Origin of the sequence: Microbacterium sp. GCS4 (genome assembly GCF_001262495.1) — a bacterium.
Taxonomy (GTDB): domain Bacteria; phylum Actinomycetota; class Actinomycetes; order Actinomycetales; family Microbacteriaceae; genus Microbacterium.
On record NZ_LGYE01000002.1, the window covers coordinates 735,243 to 758,374 of the forward strand.

At 69.0% G+C, this 23,132-nt stretch carries 24 protein-coding genes; 9 read left to right on the plus strand and 15 right to left on the minus strand.

The window, feature by feature from the left end:
* Window positions 1–2: 2 nt before the first annotated feature.
* Together AKH00_RS10815 and AKH00_RS10820 are read right to left on the minus strand one after the other, a co-directional pair.
* Entirely contained in the window at window positions 3–1,391 is a 1,389-nt protein-coding gene (locus tag AKH00_RS10815; RefSeq protein WP_050722695.1) for an aspartate aminotransferase family protein, read from the minus strand.
* 19 nt (window positions 1,392–1,410) lie between these two features.
* A complete protein-coding gene (locus AKH00_RS10820; RefSeq protein WP_050722696.1) occupies window positions 1,411–2,895 on the minus strand; it encodes a CoA-acylating methylmalonate-semialdehyde dehydrogenase in 1,485 nt (494 codons plus the stop codon).
* A gap of 196 nt (window positions 2,896–3,091) precedes the next feature.
* Here AKH00_RS10820 and AKH00_RS10825 point away from each other — a divergent pair, with 196 nt between their 5' ends.
* Window positions 3,092–4,555 carry a PucR family transcriptional regulator gene (locus AKH00_RS10825; protein WP_050722946.1) on the plus strand — a complete coding sequence of 488 codons (1,464 nt, stop codon included), beginning with the start codon at window positions 3,092–3,094 and terminating at the stop codon, window positions 4,553–4,555.
* Window positions 4,556–4,564: 9 nt separating this feature from the next.
* On the opposite strand, the gene AKH00_RS10830 is transcribed toward AKH00_RS10825, so the two are convergent.
* The 7 genes from AKH00_RS10830 to AKH00_RS10860 form a co-directional block, all read right to left on the minus strand.
* Window positions 4,565–5,479 carry a hypothetical protein gene (locus tag AKH00_RS10830; RefSeq protein ID WP_050722697.1) on the minus strand — a complete coding sequence of 305 codons (915 nt, stop codon included), beginning with the start codon at window positions 5,477–5,479 and terminating at the stop codon, window positions 4,565–4,567.
* 61 nt (window positions 5,480–5,540) lie between these two features.
* The gene (locus AKH00_RS10835; RefSeq protein ID WP_050722698.1) at window positions 5,541–6,935 is read right to left on the minus strand and encodes an aspartate aminotransferase family protein; all 1,395 of its coding nucleotides are present in this window, start codon (window positions 6,933–6,935) and stop codon (window positions 5,541–5,543) included.
* Window positions 6,932–7,399 carry an Lrp/AsnC family transcriptional regulator gene (locus tag AKH00_RS10840; RefSeq protein WP_050722699.1) on the minus strand — a complete coding sequence of 156 codons (468 nt, stop codon included), beginning with the start codon at window positions 7,397–7,399 and terminating at the stop codon, window positions 6,932–6,934. The genes AKH00_RS10835 and AKH00_RS10840 overlap by 4 nt, the downstream gene beginning before the upstream one ends.
* 87 nt (window positions 7,400–7,486) lie before the next feature.
* On the minus strand, window positions 7,487–8,659 hold the full coding sequence (locus AKH00_RS10845; protein WP_050722700.1) for an acyl-CoA dehydrogenase family protein: 1,173 nt from the start codon (window positions 8,657–8,659) through the stop codon (window positions 7,487–7,489).
* Complete coding sequence (locus AKH00_RS10850) at window positions 8,656–9,414, minus strand: alpha/beta fold hydrolase (protein WP_050722701.1); 759 nt, start codon at window positions 9,412–9,414, stop codon at window positions 8,656–8,658. The genes AKH00_RS10845 and AKH00_RS10850 overlap by 4 nt, the downstream gene beginning before the upstream one ends.
* 122 nt (window positions 9,415–9,536) lie before the next feature.
* Window positions 9,537–10,466, minus strand: a complete 930-nt coding sequence (locus tag AKH00_RS10855; RefSeq protein ID WP_050722702.1) for a sugar kinase — start codon at window positions 10,464–10,466, stop codon at window positions 9,537–9,539.
* A complete protein-coding gene (locus AKH00_RS10860; RefSeq protein WP_200903837.1) occupies window positions 10,463–11,671 on the minus strand; it encodes an MFS transporter in 1,209 nt (402 codons plus the stop codon). Before AKH00_RS10860 ends, AKH00_RS10855 begins: the two co-directional genes overlap by 4 nt.
* Before the next feature lie 389 nt (window positions 11,672–12,060).
* On the opposite strand from AKH00_RS10860, the gene nrdH reads away from it, so the two are divergent.
* Genes nrdH through nrdF form a run of 4 tightly spaced genes read left to right on the plus strand, consistent with a single transcriptional unit; the run spans window position 12,061 to window position 15,942 of the window.
* Window positions 12,061–12,294 carry a glutaredoxin-like protein NrdH gene (nrdH, locus tag AKH00_RS10865; protein WP_045253199.1) on the plus strand — a complete coding sequence of 78 codons (234 nt, stop codon included), beginning with the start codon at window positions 12,061–12,063 and terminating at the stop codon, window positions 12,292–12,294.
* Between the two features lie 27 nt (window positions 12,295–12,321).
* Window positions 12,322–12,771, plus strand: coding sequence for a class Ib ribonucleoside-diphosphate reductase assembly flavoprotein NrdI (gene nrdI, locus AKH00_RS10870; protein ID WP_050722704.1), 450 nt, complete (start codon window positions 12,322–12,324; stop codon window positions 12,769–12,771).
* 20 nt (window positions 12,772–12,791) lie between these two features.
* Complete coding sequence (gene nrdE, locus AKH00_RS10875; protein ID WP_050722947.1) at window positions 12,792–14,912, plus strand: class 1b ribonucleoside-diphosphate reductase subunit alpha; 2,121 nt, start codon at window positions 12,792–12,794, stop codon at window positions 14,910–14,912.
* A gap of 49 nt (window positions 14,913–14,961) precedes the next feature.
* Window positions 14,962–15,942, plus strand: coding sequence for a class 1b ribonucleoside-diphosphate reductase subunit beta (nrdF, locus tag AKH00_RS10880; RefSeq protein ID WP_050722705.1), 981 nt, complete (start codon window positions 14,962–14,964; stop codon window positions 15,940–15,942).
* A 54-nt stretch (window positions 15,943–15,996) separates the two neighbouring features.
* On the opposite strand, the gene AKH00_RS10885 is transcribed toward nrdF, so the two are convergent.
* Together AKH00_RS10885 and pgi are read right to left on the minus strand one after the other, a co-directional pair.
* A complete protein-coding gene (locus AKH00_RS10885) occupies window positions 15,997–17,265 on the minus strand; it encodes an FAD-dependent oxidoreductase (protein ID WP_082297552.1) in 1,269 nt (422 codons plus the stop codon).
* Between the two features lie 14 nt (window positions 17,266–17,279).
* Window positions 17,280–18,959 (minus strand): glucose-6-phosphate isomerase, encoded by a 1,680-nt coding sequence (pgi, locus tag AKH00_RS10890; protein ID WP_050722706.1) that lies wholly within the window; start codon window positions 18,957–18,959, stop codon window positions 17,280–17,282.
* 96 nt (window positions 18,960–19,055) lie between these two features.
* Here pgi and AKH00_RS10895 point away from each other — a divergent pair, with 96 nt between their 5' ends.
* A complete protein-coding gene (locus AKH00_RS10895) occupies window positions 19,056–19,382 on the plus strand; it encodes a DUF7882 family protein (protein ID WP_050722707.1) in 327 nt (108 codons plus the stop codon).
* A gap of 22 nt (window positions 19,383–19,404) precedes the next feature.
* Here AKH00_RS10895 and AKH00_RS10900 read toward each other — a convergent pair whose 3' ends face one another.
* Window positions 19,405–20,016 (minus strand): flavodoxin family protein, encoded by a 612-nt coding sequence (locus AKH00_RS10900; RefSeq protein ID WP_050722949.1) that lies wholly within the window; start codon window positions 20,014–20,016, stop codon window positions 19,405–19,407.
* A 109-nt stretch (window positions 20,017–20,125) separates the two neighbouring features.
* On the opposite strand from AKH00_RS10900, the gene AKH00_RS10905 reads away from it, so the two are divergent.
* Window positions 20,126–20,356, plus strand: coding sequence for a hypothetical protein (locus AKH00_RS10905; protein ID WP_235556742.1), 231 nt, complete (start codon window positions 20,126–20,128; stop codon window positions 20,354–20,356).
* Window positions 20,357–20,380: 24 nt separating this feature from the next.
* On the opposite strand, the gene AKH00_RS10910 is transcribed toward AKH00_RS10905, so the two are convergent.
* The 3 genes from AKH00_RS10910 to AKH00_RS10920 are packed head-to-tail and all read right to left on the minus strand — an operon-like array spanning window position 20,381 to window position 21,855.
* Complete coding sequence (locus tag AKH00_RS10910; RefSeq protein ID WP_050722709.1) at window positions 20,381–20,983, minus strand: GNAT family N-acetyltransferase; 603 nt, start codon at window positions 20,981–20,983, stop codon at window positions 20,381–20,383.
* A gap of 33 nt (window positions 20,984–21,016) precedes the next feature.
* Window positions 21,017–21,457 (minus strand): ImmA/IrrE family metallo-endopeptidase, encoded by a 441-nt coding sequence (locus AKH00_RS10915; protein ID WP_082297553.1) that lies wholly within the window; start codon window positions 21,455–21,457, stop codon window positions 21,017–21,019.
* A gap of 23 nt (window positions 21,458–21,480) precedes the next feature.
* Window positions 21,481–21,855, minus strand: a complete 375-nt coding sequence (locus AKH00_RS10920) for a helix-turn-helix domain-containing protein (protein ID WP_235556743.1) — start codon at window positions 21,853–21,855, stop codon at window positions 21,481–21,483.
* A gap of 94 nt (window positions 21,856–21,949) precedes the next feature.
* Here AKH00_RS10920 and AKH00_RS10925 point away from each other — a divergent pair, with 94 nt between their 5' ends.
* Entirely contained in the window at window positions 21,950–22,159 is a 210-nt protein-coding gene (locus AKH00_RS10925) for a hypothetical protein (RefSeq protein ID WP_152926157.1), read from the plus strand.
* Window positions 22,160–22,196: 37 nt separating this feature from the next.
* Window positions 22,197–23,126, plus strand: coding sequence for an aldo/keto reductase (locus tag AKH00_RS10930; protein ID WP_050722712.1), 930 nt, complete (start codon window positions 22,197–22,199; stop codon window positions 23,124–23,126).
* The last annotated feature ends 6 nt before the right edge of the window (window positions 23,127–23,132 follow it).

The window sequence follows — 23,132 nt, forward strand, 5'->3', positions numbered from 1 at the left end:
CGCTAGCCCGCCGCGTGCTCGTCGGCGACGGAGAGCGCGTCGTCGAGCACGGACAGGCCGCGCACGAGCTCGTCCTCGGTGATCACGAGCGGCGGGGCGACGTGCATCCGGTTGAAGTGCGTGAACGGCCAGACGCCGCCCTTCTTCGCCGCCGCGGCGAAGGCCCCCATCGGCGCGGCATCCGCGCCGGAGGCGTTGAACGGCACGAGGGGCTCGCGCGTCTCCCGGTCGCGGACGAGCTCGACCGCCCAGAACAGTCCGCGCCCCCGGACCTCCCCGACGCTCGGATGGCTCTCGACCCAGGAGCGCAGGGTCGGCTCGACGACGCGCTCGCCGAGGTCGCGCACGCGCTCGAGGATGCCGTCTCGCCGGAAGACCTCGAAGGTCGCGACGCCCGCGGCGCACGCGAGCGGGTGCCCCGAATACGTGAGCCCGCCGGCGAAGGGCGTCGTGTCGAACGCCGCGGCGATGCGCTCGGAGATCACGACGCCGCCGAGCGGAACGTAGCCCGAGTTCACGCCCTTCGCGAAGGTGATGAGGTCGGGGCGTGCGTCGAACGCGTCGACGCCGAACCACTCGCCGAGCCGGCCGAAGCCCACCATGACCTCGTCGGCGATGTAGACGATGCCGAACCGGTCGCACAGCTCACGCACGCCCTGCAGGTAGCCGGGCGGCGGCACGAGCACGCCGTTGGTGCCGACCACGGTCTCGATGATGATCGCCGCGATCGTGTGCGGGCCCTCGAGCTGGATCGTCTGCTCGAGGTGCGCGAGCGCGCGCTCCGACTCCTGCTCGAGGGTCTCGGAGTGGAACGGAGAGCGGTAGAGGTACGGGCCGAAGAAGCGCACCGTGCCGGAGTCGACCGTGTCGTTCGCCCAGCGCCGAGGATCGCCCGTGAGCGAGATCGCGGTCGCGGTCGACCCGTGGTAGCTGCGGTACATCGACAGCACCTTGCGCCGGCCAGTCGTCTGCCGTGCCATGCGCACGGCGTACTCGTTGGCCTCGGCGCCGCCGTTGGTGAAGAAGACCTTCTGGAAGCCTTCTGGCGCGACCTCGACGATGAGTCGCGCGAGCTCGCCGCGCACGTCGTTCGCCACGGCGGGCTGGATCGTCGCGAGACGGCCGGCCTGCTGCTGGATCGCCGAGACGAGATCGGGATGCTGGTGGCCGAGATTGAGGTTCACGAGCTGGCTCGAGAAATCGAGGTACGCGTTCCCGGCGTAGTCCCAGAACGTGGAACCCTCAGCCGCGGCGACGGGCAGCGGATCGATCAGGCCCTGCGCGCTCCAGGAGTGGAACACGTGCCCGCGGTCGTCGGCGCGCACCTGCGCCTCGGCCTCCGGGGCGGGGAGCGTGTGGGACGCGCCGTGGCGGTCGATGAAGTCGGTCATGGTGTCTCTCCGTCCCCGGTCAGTGGTTGCTCGGGAACCCGAGGTCGATCTGCGAGGGGGTGTGGTCGGGCCAGCGGGTGGTGACGACCTTGGAACGCGTGTAGAAGTGGATCGATTCGGGGCCGTAGATGTGCGAGTCGCCGAACAGGGAGTCCTTCCAGCCGCCGAAGGAGTAGGCGCCGATCGGGACGGGGATCGGCACGTTCACGCCGACCATGCCGACCTCGATGTCGAATTCGTACTGGCGCGCGGTGCCGCCGTCGCGCGTGAAGATCGCGGTGCCGTTGCCGTAGGCGTTCGCGTTCACGAGCTCGACGGCCTCTGCGTAGGTCTCGACGCGCACGACGCCGAGCACCGGACCGAAGATCTCGTCGTCGTACACCTTCATGCCGGGTGCGACGTGGTCGATCAGGCTCACGCCGACGAAGAACCCCTCGGAGTCGAACTGCTTCTCGGTGCCGTCGACGACGACGGTCGCACCCTCCGCCGCGGCGCCCGTGACGTAGGAGGCGACGCGGTCGCGGTGTTCGCGCGTGATAAGCGGACCCATCTCGCTCGCCTCATCCGTGCCCGCCCCGATCGTGAGCCCCTCGATGCGCGAGGCGATCGCGGCCACGAGATCGTCGGCGACGTCACCCACCGCGACGAGCACCGAGACGGCCATGCAGCGCTCGCCGGCAGAGCCGTACGCCGCGGACACGGCGGCATCGGCCGCGGCGTCGATGTCGGCGTCGGGCATGACGACCATGTGGTTCTTCGCGCCGCCGAGCGCCTGCACGCGCTTGCCGTTCGCCGAGGCGCGCTGGTAGATCGAGCGAGCGATCGGCGTGGAGCCGACGAAGCTCACGGCGTTCACGCGCGGCGAGTCGAGCAGGGCGTCGACAGCCTCCTTGTCGCCGTGCACCACGTTGAGCACGCCGTCGGGGAGACCCGCCTCCTGGAAGGCCTTGGCCAGCCACACCGCGGCGGACGGGTCCTTCTCGCTCGGCTTGAGCACGACCGTGTTGCCGCAGGCGATCGCCGAAGCGACCATCCACAGCGGCACCATGACCGGGAAGTTGAAGGGCGTGATAGCGGCGACCACGCCGACCGGCTGCTTGACCGAGTGCACGTCGACGCCGCGGGCGACCTGCTCGCTGCGCTCACCCTTGAGGAGGTGCACGAGGCCCGCCGCGAACTCGACGTTCTCGATGCCGCGCGACACCTCGCCGGCGGCATCCGAGAGCACCTTGCCGTGCTCGCTCGTCACGATCGCAGCGAGCTCGGGGGTGCGCTCCTTGAGGATCTGGCGCAGGCGGAAGAAGACGTCGGCGCGCTTGATGACGCTGGTCTCGCGCCAGGCAGGGAGGGCGGCGGCGGCCGCGGCGACCGCCTGGTCGACCTCGGCGGTCGAGGCGAACGCGACGTGCGTCGACACCTGACCGGTCGCCGGATCGAAGACCTCTCCCGTGCGGGCCGCTTCCGCGGTATCGGTTCCGTTGACGACGTGACGGATGATCTCCACGCTGCTCCTCATGCTCGGGCTTCTGCTCAGGTTTCTCGGTCGCAGGCGCTGGCAGACATTCTGACCGGCTCCCGATACGCTGTTGTCCTCCCATGTTCACAGACGCAAGAGGGCGGTTCGGGTGGCAGAACGTCGCGAGTCGACAGACTTCCGGACAGACCGTCCGGGTGGATCCGGTTTCCTCACCGTCGCGGAGGTGCTGGAGACGCCTGCGATCCGTCGCGGTGCGCCCGAGGTCGCAGTCGGCGGCGCAGCTCTCGACGCCGCCGTGCGCTGGGTTCACGTGTCGGACAGTGCGGGCGTCGCCCGGCTCCTCGACGGCGGGGAGCTGCTGCTCACGACGGGCGCCGGCTGGCCGGACGACCCTCGGCTGCTGCGCGAGTTCGCGGCGCGCCTCAGCGGCGTCGGCGTGGCGGGCATCGTCCTCGAGCTGGGCGCGCGGCACCCGTCCATCCCCGACGCCGTGACCGAGGTGTGCGCGCAGGAGGGACTCGCCCTGATCGCACTCACTCGCGAGGTGAAGTTCGTCGCCGTGACAGAGGCCGTGCATCACGCGCTGATCGCCGCGCAGACCGCCGCCCTGCGCGAACGTCAGCACCTGCACGAGCTGTTCACCGCGCTGAGTCTGCAGGGCGCGCCGGCCGACGTCATCGTCGCGGAGACGTCCAGGGCGATCGGGTCGCCGGTCGTGCTCGAGAACCTCGCCGGCGAGCTGATCGCGGCCGAGTACCTGGGGCAGTCGGTGTCGCAGACCCTGGCGCGCCGCTCGCTCGCGGATCGGGTTCCCGTGGGCGCCCGCGGATCGCGCTGGGGGATGCTTCTCGCGCTCCCCGGGCCGGAGACGGCCGCGGGGCGACTCACGGTGCTGGAACAGGGCGCGACCGCGCTCGCCTTCGGCTGCATCGCGGACGGCGGCGATCAGGAGTGGTCGCTCCTTGCGCAGCGGGCGGTGATCGACGACCTCCTCGGTGCCCGGTTCGCGGATGCCGCGGACATCGACGCCCGTCTGCGCGCCGGGGGGTTCGAGTTGCGCGGGCGCCGATGCCACGGACTGGTCGCGCGCGGCACGACGTCGATCGGCGAGCTCGCCTACCGGGCGCGGCAGGCCGGCTTCGCGGTCGTCGCGGCTCGGGCGGGAGAGGACGACGTCGCCTTGCTGTCGGCCCGTCCCGCGGTCGAGCTGGACGATGCGACAGTGCTGCGCATCGCGGCGGGTGATCGGGCCGTGTTCCTCGGACCGCCGGCCGAGGACGTGCTCGGGCTCCTGGCGTCGCTGCGCGCCGCACGCGACCTGGCGGACAGCGACCGGGCAGAGGAGGGCGCCCGCGTGCGCCGCGTCGGCGACCGGCCGCTGGAGCGGCTCGTCGCCACATTGCGCGACGACCATCGCCTGCACGAGCACAGCCTGCGGATGCTCGCCCCGCTCGTGAGATACGACGAGGAGCGGCGCGGTGATCTGCTCGACGTGCTCGGCGCCCTGCTCGCCCACCCGGGCAACAGGTCGGCCGCGGCCACCGCGAGCCACCTGTCGCGGTCGGTGTTCTACCAGCGGCTCACGCTCATCGGGGACCTGTTGGGAGCCGACCTCGACGACGGTGAGACCCTGGCCGCGCTCCACCTCGCGCTGCTCGCGCGACGCCGCACGGCGGCATCCGGCTAGAACGCCGCCTTACGGGAGCTCTGCGCGCTCCCATCGGCCCTCGTAACCCCAGCGGATACCGAGCGCACCCGGTCCGAAGTCACGTCGAGCCTGGTGCACCGATGCCTTCGGGCGGAGTGGTCGTACGAAGAGCTCACCCGTCTCGTCCACCGACTCGAGCTCCTCGAGCCAATCGGGCATCGCATCCGGATGGAATCGCGTCCAGATCACGAGATCGCGGATGGGACGGAACACGGCGACGCCCGTCTCGGGCTGACGCGACCGGTGTTCGCCATACTCTTCCATGGTGACCTCCAACATGGCCGAGGCTCCCGGGGCGAGAGGCTGATCGAGCTTCATGACGTAGGCGTAGACCCGCCCGGAGGCATGCAGATGGTCGCGGACGATCCGTGCTCCGCGCACGGTGATCTCCGGGCGGTCGACGACGTCGATCTCGGACACCAGTGTGTACGTCACATGATCGATGGTCTCGGTCAGAGTGGACTGGATCATCGTCTGGGCGGTGCGTCTGCGGAGGATGCCGTCGGCGGCGACGTCGTTCACGACCAGACTCGTCAGCTCGCGCGTCGAGTCCAGGGCCGGGGCGTCCAGGAGCTGCAAGGTCTCCGCGAGCGCGGACTGCGCCTCGCCGTCGGAGAACGGACTCCTGGAAGGCCGCACCGGGGCGACCCGCACCCGTTCCGGGATCTCCCGGATCAGCGCGTGATCCGGGAGTCCCAGGATCCGTTCGATCTCGTCGACGACCGCGTGGGACGACGCCCCCTCGGGGACCCTTTCCCCGGAACGCCAGTAGCTCAGGGTCGCCGCCGCGACGGGGTTGCCGCTCTCGATCAGCCGTCGCCGGAGCGCCGTGAGCGACAGGCCGCGTGCGGCGAGGGCAGCGCCGAACGCCTCCGCGAACGGGTTGTCCTCGGGCATCCCCATGCGCCGCTCCCTCCTCTGCACAGAGGATAGCGCTCAGAATGGCGGCATACTGCTCAGCCCGCTACAGCACCCCCTGCGCCTCCGTGAGCACGCCGCGCAGGATCTGGCCGATCTCCCGGAACTCCGCCGGTCCGATCGTGAGCGGGGGCGCCAGCTGGATCACGGGGTCGCCGCGGTCGTCGGCGCGGCAGTAGAGGCCCGCGTCGAACAGCGCCGACGACAGGAAGCCGCGCAGCAGGCGCTCGGACTCGTCGTCGTCGAAGGTCTCCTTGGTCGCCTTGTCCTTGACGAGCTCGATGCCGAAGAAGTAGCCGTCGCCGCGCACGTCTCCCACGAGCGGGAGGTCGAGCAGCGTCTCGAGCTCGGCGCGGAACAGCGGGGAGTTCTCGCGCACGTGCGCGTTCAGCCCCTCCTCGTCGAAGATCGCGAGGTTCTCGAGGGCGACCGCGGCCGACACGGGATGCCCGCCGAACGTGTACCCGTGCGGGAACGACAGGTCGCCGTGCGAGAACGGCTCGTAGATGCGGTCGCTCACGATGGTCGCGCCGATGGGGGAGTAGCCGCTCGTCATACCCTTCGCGCACGTGATCATGTCGGGCACGTAGCCGAGGCCCGTGCATGCGAAGGTGTGGCCGAGGCGGCCGAACGCGCAGATGACCTCGTCCGACACGAGCAGCACGTCGTACTTGTCGCAGATCTCGCGCACGCGGGCGAAGTACCCGGGAGGCGGCGGGAAGCATCCGCCCGAGTTCTGCACCGGCTCGAGGAACACCGCCGCGACCGTCTCGGGGCCTTCGAACAGGATCATCTCCTCGATGCGGTTCGCGGCCCAGAGGCCGAACGCCTCGAGGTCGTCGCTCGGGCCTCCCATCTCGGCCGCGCGGTAGAAGTTCGTGTTCGGCACCCGGAACCCGCCGGGGGTCACGGGCTCGAACATCGCCTTCATGGCCGGGATGCCGGTGATCGCGAGCGCTCCCTGTGGAGTGCCGTGGTACGCGACGGCCCGCGAGATGACCTTGTGCTTCGCGGGCTTGCCCTGCAGCTTCCAGTAGTGCTTCGCGAGCTTGAACGCGGTCTCCACGGCCTCGCCGCCGCCGGTCGAGAAGAAGACGCGGTTGAGGTCGCCGGGCGCCTCATCGGCCAACCGGTCGGCGAGCTCGATGGCCGCGGGGTGCGCGTACGACCACAGCGGGAAGAACGACAGCTCGGATGCCTGGGCGGCGGCGGCCTCGGCGAGTCGGCGTCGTCCGTGTCCGGCGTTCACGACGAACAGCCCCGCGAGGCCGTCGATGTACTCCTTGCCCTTGGCGTCCCAGATGCGGTGACCCTCGCCCTTGACGATGATCGGCACGCCGGACTTCTCCATCGTGGACTGCCTGGTGAAGTGCATCCAGAGGTGGTCCTTGGCCATGGCCTGCAGCTCGGACTCGGACGGGGTGGTGCGGGTGGTGCTCATCTGGTCCCCCAGTTGTAGAGCTGCTTCTGCAGCTTGGCGTAGATGAAGGTCTCGGTCGACAGCACGCCGTCGATCGGGCGGATGCTGTCGTTGATCAGGGCGAGCAGGTCGTCGTCGTCCTCGCAGACGACCTCGGCCAGCACGTCGAAGGATCCGACCGTGATCACGACGTAGTCGATCGCGGGGATCTCGGCGATCTTCTCGGCGACCACCCTGGTGTCGCCGGACACGCGGATGCCGATCATGGCCTGACGGCGGAAGCCCAGCTGCATCGGATCGGTCACGGCCACGATCTGCATCACGCCCGCCTCGGTCAGCCGCTGCACGCGCTGACGCACGGCCGCCTCGCTCAGGCCGACCGCGCGGCCGATGTCGGAGTACGAGCGCCGGCCGTCCTCCTGCAGCAGCTCGACGATGGTCTTGGACACATCGTCCAGGATGGGATGCTTCTTCGACGACGGCATGATGCGATCTTCGCACCGTGAAGGCCGCTCAGCAACCGATTCCGCAGATTCGACGTATCCCGGATACGAATCCGGCGGTAGTCCGGATCAGGCCTCGAGCGGGCCGAGCCACGCGCTCGCCGCCGTGGAGTGCGCCGACTCCGGATCCGAGGGGTGGAACGCCCCGGCGAGCACGTCCCGGTATAGGCGGGAGAGCTCGTTCGACGAGAAGTAGGAGCCGCCGCCCGCCACCAGCATCGCCTGGTCGACGACGTGCTTCGCCATCGTGATCGCGCGGTGCTTGAGCCCCGACAGCAGAGTGAACCACCGGGCCCCGTGATCGACCCGCTCGTCGACGTCGCGCGCGAGAGCGGCGATCTGCGGGGGCAGCGCATCGTAGGCGAGTCCCATGTCGGCGATACGCCAGCGGATGTCAGGGTCCTGACTGTAAGCCGCTCCGGACCTCTTCGACCGGCGCGTGTGCGCGGTCTGCACCGCGAGGTCGAGCGCACGACGTGCGATGCCCGTGTACACCGACGCGAGCAGGACCTCGAACACCGAGAAGATGCCGAACACGATCGGGTCGGGATTCGGTCCCGGATCGATGCGGCGCACCACATGCGCGGCATCCGCGGTCGCCCCGTGCAGCCGCGTGGTGCGACTCTGCGTCGCGCGCATCCCCAGCGTGTCCCAGTCGTCGCCCGTGACGACCGCGTCGGTGCGATCCACGAAGGCGAACACCAGCTTCGGGGCGTCGGCGCTCGTGGTGTCGAGGCCGTGCAGCCCGAGCCGGGTCCAGACGGGTGCGAGCGAGGTGAAGATCTTCGTGCCGGTGAACGCGTAGCCGCCGTCGCCCGTGGGGACGGCGTCCGTGTCACTGCCGAACAGCACCAGGTCGTTGCCGCCCTCGCTGATGCCGAAGGCGAAGACCTCCCCGGCGACGGCCCCGTCCTGCACGAACTCGAGTCCTGGCACTCCGCGGTCCGAGAACACCTTCGCGACCCCCGTCCAGACCAGGTGCATGTTGATCGCGAGCGCCGTGGCGGGTGCGGCCGTCGCGAGGCGCTGCTGCAGGATCGCCGCCTCCGCGAGCCCGAGGCCCGCTCCGCCGCGCTCGGTCGGCACCAGGATCGACAGGTAGCCGGCATCCCTCAGCTCGGCGAGGTCCTGCTCGGGGAAGGTGTTGTCGCGGTCGTGCAGCGGCGCACGCTCCCGGATGCGCTCGAGGAGGTCGTCGGGGAGGAACTCGGCAGGGTCGAAACCGGGGTCGGATGCGGTCATGCGAGGGCCTCCTTCAGGTGCCGGATCGAGTCCTCGGGCCTGTCCCGGTGCAGGGAGTGCCCTGCACCCTCCACGACCGACATCGTGATGCGAGGGTTCGCGGCGAGCACGTTCGCGGCGACCTCGCCCGTGAAGATGCTGTAGACCGCGGGGTCGGAGCCGATCACGTGCGTCGGGACCGTGAGCGCCGCGGCTTCGGCCGTGACGTCCCAGGGGGTGTTCTGCGCGCTCGTCTGCTCCACGGCCCACGCGCTCGTGCGGTGCACCGCGTCGACCTTGAGCTCCCAGTCCTGCGGATGCCAGTGCGGATGCTCCTGCCGGACCAGCTCCACCCGGTTGTCGGCGAACGCCCGCTCCTGGCTCTTCCGGACGATCGAAGCGTCGCGGCCGCCCACGAGGATCGCGGGGTCCAGCAGAACCAGCCGTCGGGTCCACTCGGGTGACGCGGCCGCCGCGACCGTCGCGGAGGCCCCGCCGAGGGAGTGGCCGATCACGGCATCCCAGGGGCCGCCGCCGTCGGGGCGGGTCGCGGCGAGGTCCGCGCCGTACGCCTGGACCGTGTAGTCGAGCGCACGCGGCGCGTCGCCGTGGCCGCGCAGGTCGATCGCCGTCGCATGCCAGCCGTCCGCGGCGAGAGCCTCGCCGAGACGCCACATCAGCGCGCCCGAGGAGCCGAGCCCGTGCACGAGGAGGGCGCGGAGTGACGACGACGGATCGCCCCAGCCGAGGCGGGGGAGCGTGAGTGGCGCAGGCATGCCCTCAGCCTACGACCGCGGGATGCCGGGGAGCCCATCGGCGTTCCGTCCACCGGTGGGGTGCCGGGGAGAGCCCAGGCATGCCCTCAGCCCACGACCGCCGGGTATGTCGTGATCCGCGCTCAGTCCATCGGCGGGAGGTCGCCGTGGGTCGTGAGCACGCGGGCGGCCGCCGCGTGCCCGGCGGAGAGGCGCGCCGCGAGGTCCGCGCCGTCGAGCGTCGCCGCCAGGAATCCGGCGGCGAACGCGTCGCCCGCGCCGACGGGTTCGACCACGTCGACACGCGGCGCCGGAACGAACACGGGAGCGTCCTCGCCGTCGAAGGCGGTGGCACCGATTTCTCCGTCCTTGACGACGAGCAGGCCGCAGTGCGGCAGGTGCGCGCGCACGTCGTCGGCGGTCGCGGTGCCCCAGATGCGCTCGGCCTCATCCCGTCCGACGAAGGCGATGTCGGCGGCGTCCGCGAGGCGGGTCAGCGTCGCCGCGGCATCCTCCGGACTCCACAGCGCACGTCGGTCGTTCACGTCGAACGAGACCAGGGCGCCCGCCGCGCGTGCGTCGACGTACAGCCGATCGACCATGTCGCGGCAGGACGCGGAGAGGGCCGGGGTGATCCCGGTGGTGTGCACGATGCGGACGCCGTCGAGCCGGGACGGGTCGAGGAATCCCGCGTCCATGCGGGATGCCGCCGATCCGCGGCGGTAGTAGTAGACCGACGAGGACTCGACTCCCGGATCCTTGAACATCACGCCGGTCGGGGCGGTGTCGTCGGTCTCGACCCACAGGTCGACGCCGCGGCGGGCGAGCTCGGCGCGGATGCGTGTGCCGATCGGGTCGGCGCCGAGGCGCGAGGCCCACGCCGCGCGGTGTCCGGCTGCGATGAGCCCGACCGCGACGTTGCCCTCGGCACCGGCGATGCCGAGGGCGGCGGTCTCGGTCTCGGCGAGGGGCGCGCCGAGCGCGGTGACGAGTCCCATGGACTCGCCGACGCACACGACCGCGACGGGTGACCCCTGGTCTGTCGGGACCGGGGGAGGGGGAGCAGTGTTCATGAGGGTGTGACCGCCAGGGGCTCGGTGTCGGGACGGGGTGCCGCGTCGCGATGACGCAGATCGGGGAAGAAGCGGACGAAGACCACGGCGACGAGAAGGCCGACCGCGGCGAAGATCGTGGCAGCGAGGTAGGCCCCGCGCGGGTCGGTCGCGTCGACGAGGAAACCGGCGACCGCGGATCCGGCCGCGGCCCCGATGAGCTGACCGGTGCCGGTCCATCCGAACGCCTCGGCGGTCTCGCTGAACTTCACGCTCGCCGACGTGATCGCGAACAGCACGGCGAGGGCGGGGGCGATGCCGATGCCCGCGACGATCAGAGTGCCGCCGAGCCAGAAGACGTTCAGCGAGACCATGGTGAGGGCCAGGCCGACGGTGACGATCAGCAGACGTCGGGCCATGGCCCACGGTCCGATCGGGATGTGGCCGAAGGCGAGGCCGCCCGCGAGGCTGCCCACCGAGAACACCGCCAGCACGAGTCCCGCTGCGAGACTGCCGTGCTCGAACGTCGCGACCACGCCGACCTCGACGGCCGCGCAGGCGCCGATGAGGAGGAAGCCCACGACGGCGGCGAGGAGCACGGGCGGCTTCAGCACCACGGTGCCGAGCGCGCTGCGGCTGCGGGGGATGCGGACGCGCCCGACCTCGGGCGAGGCGATGAACCAGGCCGCGCCGCCCACGAGGATGACCGCGACGAGGAGGAGGCCTTCGGTCGTGCCGACCTGGGTCGACACGAGCGTGATCACGACCGGTGCGAGCACCCAGATGATCTCCTGCAGCGAGGCGTCGAGGGAGAAGAGGGGTGTGAGCTGGCGGGAGTTCACGAGCTTGGGATAGATGGTGCGCACGGCGGCCTGGATCGGCGGCGTCGACAGGCCGGCGAGCAGGCCGAACGCCATGTACCCGGGGACGCTCAGGGGGAGCAGGCCGAGTCCGAGCACCGCGAGCACGCACACGGCGCTCGTGAGGGTGAGGACGCGGCGCATGCCCCAGGCGCCCATCCAACGGCTCGTGATCGGACCGGCGACGGCCTGGCCGACGCTGGTCGCGGCGAGCACGAGACCGGCCGAGCCGTAGCTGCCGGTCTGCTGCTCGACGTGCAGGAGGATCGCGAGCGACATCATCCCGCTGGGGAACCGCGCGGTCAGCTGCGCCGCGATCATGCGCGCCACTCCGGGCGTGCGAAGAAGGTCCTGGTATCCCGCCACGCGTCCACGCTAGCGGGCGCCGCCGACCTCCGCGGAGGGGTGGGGAACACGACACGCCGCGACACGCCGAAGCGACGTTTCCACAGAAAATCGGATGTCGGAGGCCGGCCGTATCGTGCCCCCTGTGGATGGATCTCTCCCAGCGTCCTCCCAGCCGCGATTTCTCGCGGTTCGCGACCTCCGCGAGAGGGTGCGGACCTGTGGAAGAAACGGTGGAGAACCTGTGTTGTATATGGGGAGAGCGGTGGAAAACTACACGGATGTAACTACTACCCCTTGTGGTCACCCCGAATGTCCGTCCCCATATGTAGTATTGAGTTCCCGGTGAGGGTCTACCGGAAAACGTCTGACGATGAGCAGGCCAGAGAGAGTTGAGGGGAAACGAGAAGATGTCGATCACGGTCTACACGAAGCCGTCCTGCGTTCAGTGCAACGCGACCTACCGCGCACTCGACGCCAAGGGCATCGAGTACGAGATCCTCGACCTGTCGGAGGACCCGGCGGCGCTCGAGCAGGTCAAGTCGCTCGGGTACATGCAGGCACCGGTCGTCGTCACCGACGAGGGTCACTGGTCGGGCTTCCGCCCCGACAAGATCGACGAGCTCGCCTCCCGCCTGGCCTGAGCCGCGACAGCGAAGCGGGGTTGACGAATGACTGCCGTCGCGACCGCTGCACCGCTCCTGGTCTATTTCTCGAGCGTGTCGGGCAACACCGCGCGCTTCATCGAGAAGCTGGGTCTCCCCGCCCGGCGCATCCCGCTCCTCCGCCAGGAGGAGGACCTCGTCGTCGACGAGCCCTTCGTGCTGGTCACCCCCACCTACGGCGGGGGTGAGGGGCGCGGCGTCGAACGCGGCGCCGTGCCCAAGCAGGTGATCCGGTTCCTCAACGACGAGCGCAACCGGCGCCACATCCGCGGAGTCATCTCGGCGGGAAACACCAACTTCGGCGAGGCGTTCTGCCTCGCCGGTGACATCATCAGCCGCAAGTGCCACGTGCCTCACTTGTACCGGCTCGAGATATTCGGCACACAGGACGACGTGGATCGCGTGAGCGACGGATTGGAACGACGGTGGGCAACGCAGTTGAAGAGCACGCAGTGACCGACACGGTGGCTTTCAAGATGAACCCGGCGTACGAGGGGCTGGACTACCACGCCCTGAACGCCATGCTGAACCTGTACGACGCGAACGGGAAGATCCAGTTCGACGCCGACAAGCGCGCTGCACGGGAGTACTTCCTGCAGCACGTGAACCAGAACACGGTCTTCTTCCACTCCCTCAAGGAGCGCCTCGACTACCTGGTCGAGAAGGAGTACTACGAGCCCGCCGTGATCGAGGCGTACTCGCACGAGTTCATCCAGAAGCTCAACGACCTCGCGTACTCGAAGAAGTTCCGCTTCGAGACGTTCCTCGGCGCGTTCAAGTACTACACGAGCTACACGCTCAAGACCTTCGACGGCAAGCGCTACCTCGAGCGCTTCGAGGACCGCGTCGTGATGACGGCCCTCGGGCTCGCGGACGGCGACGAGAAGCTCGCGGTCGCCCTGGTCGAGGAGATCATCTCCGGTCGCTTCCAGCCCGCGACCCCCACGTTCCTCAACGCCGGCAAGGCGCAGCGCGGCGAGCTCGTCAGCTGCTTCCTGCTGCGCATCGAGGACAACATGGAGTCGATCGCCCGCGGCATCAACTCCGCGCTGCAGCTCTCCAAGCGCGGCGGCGGCGTGGCGCTGCTGCTCTCGAACATCCGTGAGGCCGGCGCGCCGATCAAGCAGATCGAGAACCAGTCCTCGGGCATCATCCCCGTGATGAAGCTCCTCGAAGACAGCTTCAGCTACGCCAACCAGCTCGGCGCGCGTCAGGGCGCCGGCGCGGTGTACCTCAACGCGCACCACCCCGACATCATGCGCTTCCTCGACACGAAGCGCGAGAACGCCGACGAGAAGATCCGCATCAAGACGCTGTCGCTCGGCGTCGTCGTGCCGGACATCACGTTCGAGCTCGCGAAGAACGGCGAGGACATGTACCTCTTCTCGCCCTACGACGTCGAGAAGGTCTACGGCATCCCGTTCGGCGACATCTCGGTCACCGAGAAGTACCGCGAGATGGTCGACGACCCGCGCATCAAGAAGACGAAGATCAACGCGCGCGAGTTCTTCCAGACCATCGCCGAGATCCAGTTCGAGTCGGGCTACCCATACGTCATGTTCGAGGACACGGTGAACAAGGCCAACCCGATCAAGGGTCGGATCAACATGTCGAACCTCTGCAGCGAGATCCTGCAGGTGAACACGCCGACCACGTACAACGACGACCTGTCGTACGACCAGATCGGCAAGGACATCTCCTGCAACCTCGGCTCGATGAACATCGCGCTGTCGATGGATGCCGACGACCTCGGCCAGACGGTCGAGACGGCGATCCGTGCGCTGAGCGCGGTCAGCGACCAGAGCCACATCCGCTCTGTGCGTTCGATCGAGGACGGCAACGACAAGTCGCACGCGATCGGCCTCGGCCAGATGAACCTGCACGGCTACCTCGCCCGCGAGCACGTCCACTACGGCTCGGAGGAGGGTGTCGACTTCACGAACATCTACTTCTACACCGTGCTGTTCCACGCGCTGCGCGCCTCCAACAACCTGGCGATCGAGCGCAAGCAGGCGTTCGAGGGCTTCGCGGACTCGACGTACGCCTCGGGGGAGTTCTTCGACAAGTACATCGACCAGGCGTGGGTACCGGCGACCGAGAAGGTCAAGGAGCTCTTCGCGGGCAAGCACATCCCGACGCAGGACGACTGGAAGGCGCTGAAGGCGTCGATCCAGGAGCACGGCATCTACAACCAGAACCTGCAGGCCGTGCCGCCGACCGGGTCGATCTCGTACATCAACAACTCGACGTCGTCGATCCACCCGATCGCGTCGAAGATCGAGATCCGCAAGGAAGGCAAGCTGGGTCGCGTCTACTACCCGGCCGCGTTCATGACGAACGACAACCTGGAGTACTACCAGGACGCGTACGAGATCGGCTACGAGAAGGTCATCGACACCTACGCCGCGGCCACGCAGCACGTCGACCAGGGCCTGTCGCTGACGCTGTTCTTCAAGGACACCGCCACCACTCGCGACATCAACAAGGCGCAGATCTACGCATGGCGCAAGGGCATCAAGACGATCTACTACATCCGTCTGCGTCAGCTGGCGCTCGAGGGCACCGACATGACCGAGTGCGTCTCGTGCATGCTCTGAGGCGTTTCGTCTCGCTCCGCTCGCTCAACGACCGAATCAGGACCGCATCATGACCCCCAACCAATCGATCAAGCTGGTCGACAGCGTGCAGGCGATCAACTGGAACCGCATCATCGACGACAAGGACCTCGAGGTCTGGAACCGTCTGGTGAACAACTTCTGGCTGCCGGAGAAGGTGCCGCTGTCGAACGACATCCAGTCGTGGAACACGCTCACCGCGGACGAGCAGCTGCTCACGATGCGCGTGTTCACCGGTCTGACGCTGCTCGACACGATCCAGGGCACGGTCGGCGCCGTCTCGCTGATCCCTGACGCGATCACGCCCCATGAGGAGGCCGTCTACACGAACATCGCGTTCATGGAGTCGGTGCACGCGAAGAGCTACTCCTCGATCTTCTCGACGCTCGCGTCGACCAAGGAGATCGATGAGGCGTTCCGCTGGTCCACGGAGAATCCGAACCTTCAGAAGAAGGCGCAGATCATCATGGACTACTACCAGGGCGACGACCCGCTGAAGCGCAAGGTCGCCTCGACCCTGCTCGAGTCGTTCCTGTTCTACTCGGGCTTCTACCTGCCGATCTATTGGTCGTCGAAGGCGAAGCTCACGAACACGGCCGACCTGATCCGCCTCATCATCCGCGATGAGGCCGTGCACGGGTACTACATCGGCTACAAGTTCCAGAAGGGCCTCGAGAACGAGACGGAGGAGCGCCGTCAGGAGCTCAAGGACTACACGTTCAACCTGCTGTTCGAGCTCTACGACAACGAGGTGCAGTACACGCAGGACCTCTACGACGGCGTCGGCCTCACCGAAGACGTCAAGAAGTTCTTGCACTACAACGCCAACAAGGCCCTGATGAACCTGGGCTACGAGGCGATGTTCCCCTCGACCGTCACGAACGTGAACCCGGCGATCCTGTCTGCCCTCTCGCCGAATGCCGACGAGAACCACGACTTCTTCAGCGGTTCGGGCTCGTCGTACGTGATCGGCAAGGCCGAGGCCACGGAGGACGACGACTGGGACTTCTGAGCGGAGACCGTTTCAGGCGAAGGGCCGGATGCTTCAGCATCCGGCCCTTCGCCGTCATCGTCCTCGCATTCTCGACGGTGACCCTGCGTGCGCGATAACGGCCCGAGCGGCGCGCTCTCCGGAGGCCAGTGCCCCCTGGATCGAGGCGGTGTCGCGGTGGTCGCCTGCGACGTAGAGGCGCTCCCCGTGGCGTGGCGATCGAGCGGGGCCCAGGGGCGCGGGCTGCGCCGGAAGGGCGTCCGGGATGTCGTCCCGTCGCAGCAGCTCCCACACGCCGACGTCTGCACCCCAGATCTCGCCCAGGTGCTGGCGCACAGTGCCCTCCTCCGCGGAGGCACCGGCCCGCGGCAGCAGGCAGGTCGCGGCGATCAGGTGGCGTCCGGCGGGCGCGTACGACGGCACCGTGTGCGTCATGACGACGGTGTTCACGACGGGCCCGCGGCGCCGACCGTCGACCGTCAGCAGGGCTGAACGGGTCGGCAGCGCGTCTGCGGCGAACCACCACGTCTGCAGGCCATTGGTCGCGGGTCGAGTCAGGTCGATGAGATCGGAGACGGCCTCCGGTCCGACCGCGACGACCGCGCGCGCGGCGCGGACGGGATCGCCGCCGGTGACGTCCGCCTCGACGCCGGCGCCGCTCGTCGACAGCCGCTCGACACGGGCACCCAGGTGGATGGCCGCTCCTGCATCGCGCGCGTGCGCGGCCAGCTGCTCAGGCACCGCGGCGATGCCCTGCGCGGGAAGGCCGGGGCGGCCGACAGCGAAGTACCCGGTGAGCAGCTGCGCGAACGCGTTCGAGGTGGTGCCGCGATCTTCTGCGAGTACCCCGGCGAGGAACGGCTCGAGCACGGCGGTGCGCAACGGACCCTGAAGTCCCAGGGCATCCCACGCCTCTCGCAGCGGGAGGTCGTCGGTCGCGAGGTTCGAGAGCGGACGCGCCAACCCCGGCGCCGCCCACCGTGCCAGCGCGACGGCATCCCGACCGCTCACCAGACCGCTCCGCACAGTGGCGCGGATCGACAGCGGGTGCCGGAGAGGATGCCGGAGCTCGGCCATCCCGTCGGAGGTCCGCACCTGCACACCCACGGGGAACCTCCCGAGCGCCAGCGCGTCGAGATCGACGCTGCGCCGGAGCGCAGGATACGCCGGGTTGAGCACCTGGAATCCGCGGTCCAGTCGGAACCCGTCCAGGACGTCCGTGCGCTGGCGTCCGCCGACCGCATCCCCGGCTTCGAGGACCACGACGTCGAGTCCGCGCGCGGCGAGCAGCCCCGCGCAGCGGAGGCCCGCGAGTCCCGCCCCGATCACGACGACGTCATGCACGGCGGCGGTCCTCGTCAGTCCCGGTTCGCCCGGTAGTACTCCAGCAGCGCCCTCGTCGAGGGGTCCTGTGCGGCGACGGCATCCTCGTCGCCGCCGATCGCCGGCGCGATCTGCATCGCGAGCTGCTTGCCGAGCTCCACGCCCCACTGGTCGAAGGAGTTGATGCCCCAGATCGTACCCTGCGTGAACGTGATGTGCTCGTACAGCGCGATGAGCTGGCCGAGCACCTGCGGGGTGAGCGCGGGAGCGAAGATCGAGGTCGTCGGGCGGTTGCCGGCGAAGGTGCGCGCGGCGACGAGCGCGCCGGTCGTGCCTTCGGCCTCGACCTCGGCGGCTGTCTTGCCGAACGCGAGCGCCTTCGTCTGGGCGAGGAAGTTCGCGAGGAACAGCTCGTGCACGTCCTGGCCGCCGTCGCTCAGCGGGTACGCGGGGTTCACGAAGGCGACGAAGTCGGCGGGGATGAGCCGGGTGCCCTGGTGGATGAGCTGGTAGAAGGCGTGCTGGCCGTTCGTGCCGGGTTCGCCCCAGAACACCTCGCCGGTGTCGGTCGTGACCGGCGTGCCGTCCCAGCGCACGGACTTGCCGTTCGACTCCATCGTGAGCTGCTGCAGGTACGCGGGGAATCGGCTCAGCTGCTGCGCGTAGGGGAGCACAGCGTGCGACTGCGCGCCGAAGAAGTTCACGTACCAGACGTTGAGGAGACCCATCAGCACCGGGACGTTGCGCTCGAGCGGGGTCGTGCGCACGTGCTCGTCGACCGCGTGGAATCCGGCGAGCAGATCGCGGAACACGTCCGGTCCCAGGGCGATCGCGAGCGACAGGCCGATCGCGGAGTCGACCGAGTACCGTCCGCCCACCCAGTCCCAGAAACCGAAGGCGTTGACAGGGTCGATGCCGAACGCGGCGACCTTGTCGAGCGCGGTGGACACCGCGGCGAAATGGTGTGCCACGGCATCCGTCCGCGAATCCTCGGAGCCGTCGATCGACCCGGACGACTCGAGCCCCGCCCACAGCCAGTCCCGCGCGAGGCGCGCATTGGTGAGGGTCTCGAGGGTCGTGAACGTCTTGGACGCGACGATGAACAGGGTGGTCTCGGGATCGAGGTCCGCGGTCTTCTGAGCCAGGTCGGTCGGGTCGATGTTCGACACGAACCGCGCCTCGATCCCGGCATCCGCGTAGGGCTTCAGCGCCTCGTAGACCATGACGGGCCCGAGGTCGGAGCCGCCGATGCCGATGTTCACGACATGGGTGACCTTCTTGCCCGTCACTCCGAGCCAGTCGCCGCCGCGCACGCGATCCGCGAACGCCGACAGCGACTCGAGAACCGACTGCACGTCGGCATCCACGTCCTGTCCGTCGACGACGAGCGCGGGGTCGGAGCCGGCGGGGCGACGCAGTGCGGTGTGCAGCACCGCGCGGTCCTCGGTGGTGTTGAGGTGGGCTCCCGAGAGCATCGCCGCGAAGCGCTCGGCGACGCCGGTCTGCTCGGCGAGGCGCAGGAGCGACGCGAGCACCTCGTCCGTCACCAGGTTCTTCGACAGGTCGACGTGCAGGTCGGCGAGGGGGAACGACAGTCGCTCGGCACGCCCCGGATCCGCGGCGAACCAGCCGCGGAGATCGGGGGAGAGCTCCTCGTGCAGAGCCGTGAGCTCGGACCAGGCGGACGTGTGCGTCGGATCGACAGGAGCGGTCATGGCTCCACGCTACTCCCGCGACGGCTCGAACGGATTCCGCGTGACACTGCGCCCGCCGTGTAGGCGGAATATCGCCAGTCGGGGTACCTTTCACTCATGGGAAGACTGCGCTACGACGGAACCTCCGAGCCGATCCACATCGACGACGAGACCCTGGCCGTGCTCAAGGTGATCATCGGCACCAAGCTGCGCCGTCAGGAGAGCTTCATGATGACCTGGCGCACGATCGAGGGCGGCGATCCCGCTCGCATCACCGTGTGGGTGCATCCGGCGATCCCGCTGCAGTTCCTGTTCTCGTCGTCCGAGCCGCAGCACATCGAGAAGAAGCAGGTCGAGGACATGATGCACTCTCTCAACGCCACCGGGGAGCTCGTGATCGACGAGCTCGCGCGGGTCGAGGAGACGGTTCCCGAGAAGGTCTGACCCGCCGGGTCGCGCGTCCGGCCTATTCGGCCGGGTACTTCTCCGCGCGCAGCGCCCGGGCGAGGTGGGCCGCGTTGCGCGCTGCCGTCGCAGTGGCCGACGCGACCTTCTCCGGGGTCTCGGGGAGATCCTTGTAGTCCACGGTCTGCATGGCCTCGCCGTTCCAGTACACCGACCCCTGGGCGGCCACCGTGTACCCCACGTCGTTCAGGGACTGGAACAGGATGCCGGCGATGTGATGAGCGCCGTCCTCGTTCCCCACGATGCCCGCGATCGCGACCTTGTCGAACAGGCTCGGACGTCCCTCGTCGTCGGTCTCGGACAGTTCCGCGTCGAGGCGCTCCAGCACGCGCTGTGCGACGCTCGAGTGCTGCCCCATCCACGTGGGTGTCACGAGTACGAGGATGTCGGCCTCGAGCACCTTGCGTCGCAGCACCGGCCACTCGTCGTCGCCGCCCATGTCGGCCTCCACGCCGGGGCTCAGATGATGGTCGACGGCTCGGACCAGCTCGCCGCTCACACCATGCTGCGCGAGGGCCGTGAGGATCTGCGAGGAGAGCAGATCGGAGCTCGACACGTCGGGGGAGGGCTTGAGGGTGCAGGAGATGGCGATGGCAGTCGGTTGTGCGCTCATGACGGGCACGAAACCACTCCGCAGTCGTGAGTCCAAGGGGGTTCCGCCGGGCGCGCGGCTGCGCTAACCCCTCGGGGGCGAGAGCGGGGCGCGGACGACGGTATCCTGGATGACGGCCGCTACGACAGGAGTTCTCGTGATCCTCAGCTTCATCTTCTTCATGATCCTCTTCCTCGGAGGCATCTACCTGATGGGTCTCGCTCAGTCGCTCGAGGACTTCCAGGCGATCGTCTTCACGGGCGGCCTGCTCATCACGATGCTGTCGCTCGCCTTCATGATGCGCCAGGGCGGCACCGCGACCCGCCGCTCGAACAACTGGTCGGGCAACGCGACCGAGTGATCGCGGCGGCGCGTCCGCAGGGACTCAGGCCCTGACCGCGAGACGCGCCTGCAGATTCGCCTTCACCGCGGGCCATTCCGGCTCGATGATCGAGTACTCGACGCTGTCGCGCAGCGCGCCGTTGCGATAGCGGCTCATGGCGCGCATCACGCCGTCCTGCTTCGCCCCCAGCCGCTCGATCGCCGCGCGGGACTGGAAGTTCACCCACTGCGTGGTCAGGCCCACGCGGAACACGCCGAGGTCTTCGAACGCGTGCTGCAGCAGGAGCAGCTTGGACTCGGCGTTGGTTCCCGTGCCGTGGGCCGACGGCCGGTTCCAGGTGTAGCCGATGTGGAGTCTCGGCACATCGGCGGCGATGTCGTAGTAGGACGTGAGCCCGAGTGTGCGCCCCGCGGCGTCGAACGCCGTGAAGGGGATCATCTCGCCCGTCTCGATCAGGCCGATCCGCCGCTCGATCTCCGCGGCGAGGCCGTCGGGAGAGGGGATCGAGGTGTACCAGGCGCGCTGCCACAGATCGCCCTCGGTCAGCGCCTCGAGCAGTCCGTCGTGGTGCGAGCGCTCGAGCGGACGGAGCTCGACCAGGCGGCCGGTGAGAGTGAGCGGTGCGGGGCGGGTGCGGAACGTCATACCGTCATCCAACCAGCGACGCGCGGGTCTCGGTCAGGCCGACACGGCCCGATGCGCCCATTGCCCCGCGCCCATCCGCGCATCGACGTAGGTCGTGTCGCCGATCCGGTGCAGGAGCCTCCGGTACGCGAGGACCAGGTCGACCGCGACGCCGAGGTCGAACGCCATGCTGGCCGCGTGCGCGCCGCGGAGCTCCTCCGCCTCGGCGTACGCCTCCGGGGTGATGAGCAGGCGGGCGGCCCATTCGTCGGCACGCAGCTCCTGCCGCGCGCGGACGGCGGGGTCGGTGGTGGGCTCGTGCCCGAGGACGGCGTGCCCGAGCTCGTGCGCGATGATGCTGCGCGTGGTGCGTGCGCTCTGACCGGGCGTGACGCGGATCGTGGCCGTCTCCGGTCGGTAGCCCCCGCGCGAGGGACCAGGCTGCTCGATGAGGTGGAGCCCGTGCGCGTCGATGAGCCGGAGGAGCTGGTCCATGGGGCCTCCCGGGCGGTGAGCGTCTAGGGGTAGAGGTCGTCCGTGTCGTCGCCGTGCGGGACGGGCGAGTCGAAGGCGACCTCGGATCCATCATGGCGTCGGGCGGGGACATCGGCACGGGGCGTCAGCGTCGTCACCGGCGCGAGGTGCAGGTCCTCCGCCCGCAGGCGCTCCTCGGCGCGACTGAGGACGAGATGGGGCGCGATCCCGAGGATGGTGCTCACGGCGTACACGATCGGGATCGGGATGGCGCGCTTGCCGGTGACGTAGTTGTCGAGGGCGCTGCGGGCGATGCCCACCTGGCGGGCCATCGCGGCGATGCTGCTCCCCGCTGCGGCGATCTCGCCGCGCAGCTGTCGTCCCACCGCCGCGTTGAACTGCTCGCCCTGTGTCTTCACGCGAGTCACGATAGCACTGCATCAAAGCCAGGATGCCGTCATATTGGTGCACCGAGGGCTTGAGCGCGGTCGTTCGGAGCGCTACCGTCGTCGGGTGACGACAGAAGTGAGACGCCTGGTGGCAGGTGCGATCGACTCCGCCCTCGCAGAGCGAGAGCGGGACGTGCGATGGCTGTCGGTTCGATCCGGGATCGAGCTGGGGACCCTCGAGAGCGTGCTCGCCGGCGAGCGCGACGTGACGGTGATCGAGCTCGCGGACATCGCACAGGCGCTCGGGGTGGCCGTGGCACGGCTCGCGCCGTGACACCCTGAGCGCTGCGGTCCGCGCTAGCGTTGACCGCATGAAGACCATCCCCTTCGGATCCACCACCGCACCCGCCGTCGTCGCCGGGATGATGCGGATCGACGACAAGGACGACGCTCGCATCCGCGAGCTGTACGACGCCGCGCGTACGTCAGGCATCGACTTCTTCGACCACGCCGACATCTACGGCGGGCGCATGCACTTCTGCGAGGAGCGCGTCGCCGCAGCGCTCGACCTCACCGCGTCCGAGCGCGACGAGATCGTCATCCAGACCAAGTGCGGGATCGTGCCCACGCAGGGCATGTTCGACTTCTCCTACGACCACATCGTGCGGCAGGTCGAGGGCTCGCTCGCCGCGCTGCGCACCGACTACATCGACGTGCTCCTCCTGCACCGCCCCGATGCGCTGGTCGAGCCCGAGGAGGTCGCCCGTGCCTTCGACGACCTGGAGGCCGCGGGCAAGGTGCGAGCCTTCGGCGTCTCGAACCACACGCCGCGGCAGATCGATCTGCTGCGCACCGCCGTGCGGCAGCCGATCGTCGCCAACCAGCTGCAGCTGTCGATCACGCACGCCCCGATCGTGGCCCAGCCGGTCGCGGCGAACATGATGGGCGAGGAGCAGAGCGTGGTCCGCGACGGCGGAGGCATCGTCGAGTACTGCCGGATCAACCGCATCACGGTGCAGGCCTGGTCGCCGTTCCAGGGCGGGTTCTTCACGGGAGTGTTCCTCGGCAACCCCGAGTACGCGGAGCTCAATACCGTGATCGACCGCCTCGCCGCGTCCTACGACGTGACACCGATCGCGATCGCCACAGCCTGGATCACACGTCACCCCGCGAACATGCAGGTCGTGCTCGGCACCACCACGCCCGAGCGGGTGCGGGATGCCGCGGTCGGCGCCGACCTCGAGCTCAGCCGCGCCGAGTGGTACGAGCTGTTCCGCGCCGCGGGACACCTCCTGCCGTAGCCCGGC

Coding starts and splice junctions, on each gene's coding strand:
- AKH00_RS10815 (WP_050722695.1), bottom strand. CDS start 1,391: ATGACCGACTTCATCGACCGCCACGGCGCGTCCCACACGCTCCCCGCC.
- AKH00_RS10830 (WP_050722697.1), bottom strand. CDS start 5,479: ATGGGGATGCCCGAGGACAACCCGTTCGCGGAGGCGTTCGGCGCTGCC.
- AKH00_RS10835 (WP_050722698.1), bottom strand. CDS start 6,935: ATGAGCACCACCCGCACCACCCCGTCCGAGTCCGAGCTGCAGGCCATG.
- AKH00_RS10840 (WP_050722699.1), bottom strand. CDS start 7,399: ATGCCGTCGTCGAAGAAGCATCCCATCCTGGACGATGTGTCCAAGACC.
- AKH00_RS10845 (WP_050722700.1), bottom strand. CDS start 8,659: ATGACCGCATCCGACCCCGGTTTCGACCCTGCCGAGTTCCTCCCCGAC.
- AKH00_RS10850 (WP_050722701.1), bottom strand. CDS start 9,414: ATGCCTGCGCCACTCACGCTCCCCCGCCTCGGCTGGGGCGATCCGTCG.
- AKH00_RS10855 (WP_050722702.1), bottom strand. CDS start 10,466: ATGAACACTGCTCCCCCTCCCCCGGTCCCGACAGACCAGGGGTCACCC.
- nrdH (WP_045253199.1), top strand. CDS start 12,061: ATGTCGATCACGGTCTACACGAAGCCGTCCTGCGTTCAGTGCAACGCG.
- nrdI (WP_050722704.1), top strand. CDS start 12,322: ATGACTGCCGTCGCGACCGCTGCACCGCTCCTGGTCTATTTCTCGAGC.
- nrdE (WP_050722947.1), top strand. CDS start 12,792: ATGAACCCGGCGTACGAGGGGCTGGACTACCACGCCCTGAACGCCATG.
- nrdF (WP_050722705.1), top strand. CDS start 14,962: ATGACCCCCAACCAATCGATCAAGCTGGTCGACAGCGTGCAGGCGATC.
- pgi (WP_050722706.1), bottom strand. CDS start 18,959: ATGACCGCTCCTGTCGATCCGACGCACACGTCCGCCTGGTCCGAGCTC.
- AKH00_RS10895 (WP_050722707.1), top strand. CDS start 19,056: ATGGGAAGACTGCGCTACGACGGAACCTCCGAGCCGATCCACATCGAC.
- AKH00_RS10900 (WP_050722949.1), bottom strand. CDS start 20,016: ATGAGCGCACAACCGACTGCCATCGCCATCTCCTGCACCCTCAAGCCC.
- AKH00_RS10905 (WP_235556742.1), top strand. CDS start 20,126: ATGACGGCCGCTACGACAGGAGTTCTCGTGATCCTCAGCTTCATCTTC.
- AKH00_RS10910 (WP_050722709.1), bottom strand. CDS start 20,983: ATGACGTTCCGCACCCGCCCCGCACCGCTCACTCTCACCGGCCGCCTG.
- AKH00_RS10915 (WP_082297553.1), bottom strand. CDS start 21,457: ATGGACCAGCTCCTCCGGCTCATCGACGCGCACGGGCTCCACCTCATC.
- AKH00_RS10930 (WP_050722712.1), top strand. CDS start 22,197: ATGAAGACCATCCCCTTCGGATCCACCACCGCACCCGCCGTCGTCGCC.